Source organism: Geitlerinema sp. CS-897, assembly GCF_028368005.1.
Lineage (GTDB): Bacteria > Cyanobacteriota > Cyanobacteriia > Cyanobacteriales > Geitlerinemataceae > Baaleninema > Baaleninema simplex.
In genome coordinates, this window is the sequence record NZ_JAQNCQ010000099.1 from 1 (window position 1) to 4186 (window position 4186).

Genomic DNA, 4186 nt, shown 5'->3' on the forward strand with positions numbered 1-4186 from the left:
CCTCTCCCCCTCTTCCCCTCTTCCCCTCTCCCCTTCTCCTCCTCTCCCCTGCTCCCCTGCAACTTGCGTATCATGGAAAGTAGAGTCGCCCAGCGAAACGAACGATGCCCCAGTACCCCGGAATTTCTAGCGAAGCTTTTCGCCATCCCCTCGATCGCGAGGCGGAAGAAACCCTGCGAAACTTACCCGGTTTCGATATGGTGGCGAAAACGTTTGTCGAATTCGTTTACGAACGCCCACAATCGGTGTTTAAGATGGGAAATTACATCGAGGTCGGACCGCGTCAGTATTCGACGGTCTATCACGTATTTCGCGAGTGCGTGCGCGATTTAGACGTCGCCCCCGAACCGCTGCTGTTCGTGTCTCAAGACCCACAACTCAACGCCTATTCTCTCGGTCAAGACCATCCCTCGATGACGTTAAATTCGGGGTTGTTAGACGCCACAGACGAGACGCAACTGCAAACGGTTATCGCTCACGAACTCGGTCATATTAAGTGCGGTCATACGATTTTAATTCAAATGGCGCTGTGGGCGATTTCGACAGCCATGTTCGTCGGAGAAATGACGTTCGGGTTGGGAAACGCCATCGGAAGCGGTTTGATTTATGCGTTTTACGAGTGGCGGCGCAAAGCCGAACTGTCGGCCGATCGCGCGGCGTTGTTGGCCACGGACGACCTCGACAGCGTCATGCAAACGATGATGGTGATGGCGGGGGGAAGTCGCAAGTACGCCCACGAACTGAGTTTAAACGAATTTATCCGTCAGTCGGAACGCTATCAAGACCTCGATCGCGACAATCTCAACCAAATTTACAAGTTTTTGCTTTACAACGGCGCTCAAGGTATCGCGTTTACTCATCCGTTTGCGGTCGAGCGGTTGTACTATTTGAGAGAGTGGGCGAACTCGTCGGAATACTGCCAAATTCGCGCGGGAAACTACCAACGAGACGACGCTCGAGGCGCAGTTGACGTCGATCCGACCCCGGAAAACCAAGCTGCGAGCTTGCGGCGGCAAATCGAAGAACTGCAACGGGAAATCGAACGGGAAAAGGCAAAACGAGAACGTCGTTAAGCGAAATTGACAGCCAACTTTGACCCAGAAAACTGATACGAACCGAGCGCATACGACCGTCGCGATTTCGTCTGTTTGGGGATGGATGGGAAGCGTGGTCTTGATAGGTGTCGCGATCGCTCCCCCAGAAGCGTCGGCACAACGGATTCCCGATACCAGCCTTCCTAACAATTCTTACCTCGAAACCTCGGAAGGGATTCATCGCATCACGGGAGGAACAGAAGCCGGAAGCAATTTATTCCATAGCTTTCAAGAGTTTAACATCGATCGCGGGGAAATCGTTCGTTTCGAGAACGCCCAAACTATCCATAACATTATTACTCGCGTAACCGGAGAAAATCCGTCTCGCATCGACGGCGTGTTAGGTGCCAACGGAGCGGCGAACCTGTTTTTACTCAATCCCAACGGAATTGTCTTCGGACCCAACGCGCGGTTAGACCTTGGCGGATCGTTCGTTGCCAGTACCGGGCGTTTTTTAGTCTTCGACGATCGCCAAACCTTCGACACCCAAGCGTCGCAACCGCTACTGTCGGTCAATACGCCCCTGGGCTTACAACTCGACCCCAATTCGGAAAACGTCACCAGTACGGGGGCGTCGCTGTCAGTGCCTCGCGGGGAACGCTTGGTGTTGGCCGGTGGAAATTTGGCGATCGACGGCGGACGACTCGAAGCCCCTGAAGGGAGCGTGGCCTTGCTGGCGAGATCGGGGCGTTGGACTGGGGACGACCCTCTTGCGGCGTTTGAGGGAAACGGCGGCGCGATCGCTCTGACGAACGGGGCGATCGTCGATACCAGCGGCGATCGTGGCGGCCGCGTCGTCCTCAGCAGCCGAGAATTACAGCTCAGCGGAGGGGCGCGTATTTTTGCCGAAACCTTGGGATCTGAAAACGGTTTGGGGATTGAAATCGCCGTCGATCGCTTGGAAATGCGAGACGATTCGCTAATTTCGACGACGACTTACGGAAGCGGTCGCGGTGGCGATGTCCGCCTCGAAGCCCACAGCATCGACGTGCAGGGGATCGGAGATTTACAAGAGCTCCTCGCTCGACTCTTCACCCTCGATCGCATCGAGAGTCCCGACGACTTCGGTGGCGGCCTGTTCGCCACGACCTTCAGCGACGGCGATGCGGGCAATATTTCCATCGATACCGACACCCTCAGCCTCAGTCACGGTGCGTTCGTTTCCACGAACACATCGGGAAGCGGACGCGGTGGAACGCTCGAGATCCGAGCTGGAGAATACGTCGATTTGAGGGGGGCGCAAATCGTCGCCGAAACCTTCGATAACGGCAATGCCGGATCGGTAAACTTTAGCACGGGCAACCTTCGCATCAGCGAGGGGGGTGGCATTTTCGCCTCGACCTTCAGTAATGGGGATGGCGGACGAGTGACCGTTCGTGCCTCCGATACGGTCGAAATTAGCGGTACGACCCCCAACGGTCGCTTTAACAGTGGTATTGCAGGAAACGCGTTTAGCAACGCCACCACTCAAGCGGGTCTGATCGATGTTAGCGCTCGACGCATCGCCGTTCGCGACGGCGGCGGGATCGGAGCTGTGACCTTTGGCGACGCGCGGGGTGGCCTCGTCCGCATTACCGCCAGCGAGTCTATCGAGGTCAGCGGCGTGCGTCCCGATCCTCTCACCCGAGCCAATATCAACACGCGCAGCGTCGGTCGCGGAGCGGCTGGAGACATTACAATTTCTACGGGGTGGTTGCTCGTCAGCGGTGGGGCGGAAATTACCACCTCGACCTCGAATTTAGGCACTGCCGGACGGTTGACAGTGCGCGCCTCTGAGGGCGTTGAAATTCGCGGGGCCGACTCGACGGGACAGGTCATCAGTCGCATTCGCTCGGACGCGACGGCGATCGCGCCGTTTGCCCCGGTCGTCACCCCCAATTTAACCGGTGCTTTGGGGGCTGCTGGAGATCTAACGATCGTCGCCCCGCTTCTAGAATTGGACGACGGCGGTAGTTTGGTCGTCAGCAGTCTGGGGGAAGGTGTCCGAGCGGGTAACGTAACCCTCAATGTCGATCGCCTGGTTCTCAGTCGCGGGGCGCAGGTGGTGGCCGAGTCGGAGTTTGCTCGCGAGGGCAACGTCAACATCGACGCGAGGATCGTCGAGTTACGGGACAACAGCCGCATTTCAACGACCGCCACGGGTCGAGAGCCGGGAGGCAATATCGCGATCGCCACCGATACCCTCGTTGCCCTCGAAAATAGCGATATCACGGCCAACGCCACCAACAGCCAAGGCGGACGTATTATTATTCGCGCCCAAGGGATTTTCGGAACGGCATTTCGCGATCGCCCGACTCCCAACAGCGATATTACCGCCACCTCTGCACTGGGAGCGGAATTTAAAGGCATCGTCGAGATCGAGACTCCCACCCTCGACACGGAATTGGGATCGTTCGATCTATCTCGCGAGATGGTGGACTTAACAGGATTGGTGGTCGATCGCTGTCGCGCGTTTCGGGCTGGAAGCGAGTTTGCCATCACCGGACGGGGAGGACTGCCGCCGAATCCTTTTCAGCCCGTCGTGTCGGTGGGAGTTTGGCGGGATTGGCGGGCGATCGCGAGCGGGGATGCCGAAAGCGACCTTCCCGAACACTTATCCTTCGAGGCCGAGCCGATGGTCGAAGCCACCACCTGGCAGCATCACGACGACGGATCGGTGTCCTTGCTCTCTCCACAAGCGAGACGCTTTCAGACCGAACGTCGAGACCGATGCCGGATGAGGAGTCGAGACTGATACGAAATCCGAATCTCAACGCTGAGCGGAGCCGAAGCGTTGAGTCCGAGCGGAGCCGAGGACTGTTTTTCCAACCCAACAAGCCCCTCTCTGTGTCCTCTGTGGGGTGCATCTCAAAAATGTATGTAAATTTATCAGATCGGAGTCTCTGCACTGAATTGAGCTGTTGTTGGGTTTCGCGATCGCTCCACCCCTGGACGGCAGCGCTGCCGAAGTCCAACCTACCTCAAACTCATATTTTTACAAAAGTGAGATGCACCCTCGAATTTCTCCGATTTTAGTTAGGGTTTGCTGAAAAAGTTATCAAAAGCTGGGGGTGGAAAATGAACAAGAAGCCGTCTTGCTCAAGGTATAAATC

General features: G+C 56.7%; 2 protein-coding genes. Both read left to right on the forward strand.

Annotation, left to right across the window (positions count from 1 at the left end; all coding sequences use genetic code 11):
* The first annotated feature begins 104 nt into the window (after window positions 1-104).
* Window positions 105-1073: a M48 family metallopeptidase gene (locus POG22_RS05955; protein ID WP_498904152.1), complete on the forward strand. Its 969-nt coding sequence runs from the start codon at window positions 105-107 to the stop codon at window positions 1071-1073.
* Between the two features lie 19 nt (window positions 1074-1092).
* Window positions 1093-3828: a two-partner secretion domain-containing protein gene (locus tag POG22_RS05960; RefSeq protein WP_498904153.1), complete on the forward strand. Its 2736-nt coding sequence runs from the start codon at window positions 1093-1095 to the stop codon at window positions 3826-3828.
* Window positions 3829-4186: the final 358 nt, after the last annotated feature.

Excerpts from the sequence above, each read along its gene's own strand:
- POG22_RS05955 (WP_498904152.1), top strand. The coding sequence starts at position 105 with ATGCCCCAGTACCCCGGAATTTCTAGCGAAGCTTTTCGCCATCCCCTC.